1 protein-coding gene is annotated in these 255 nt (G+C 47.8%); it reads right to left on the reverse strand.

Annotated elements, in window-relative coordinates:
- A partial coding sequence (locus tag G9H65_RS13590; protein ID WP_166375824.1) for a hypothetical protein occupies positions 1–255 on the reverse strand: 255 nt, incomplete at both ends.

Genomic DNA, 255 nt, shown 5'->3' on the forward strand with positions numbered 1-255 from the left:
TTACCGTATTGCCATAAGCATCTAAAGCTGTTAAGCTATTGGTGCCACTAAAGGATGTTCCACTCACTTGTGGACTTGTTAAGCTAACGGCCAATTTACTGAATGATCCTGCGCTAACAGCTACGCTCAAGCGATCAGCTCCTGCTGCTGTGATGCTTCCATCGCTTGCTGCTACCACCGCTGATTCGACATGGTACAAGCTCAAGCTTGCTGTCGCTACTCCATTACTGAAGGTCACACTCGTTGCTGTACCAA

The organism is Aquirufa ecclesiirivi (assembly GCF_011250515.1).
Classification (GTDB): Bacteria; Bacteroidota; Bacteroidia; order Cytophagales; family Spirosomataceae; genus Aquirufa; species Aquirufa ecclesiirivi.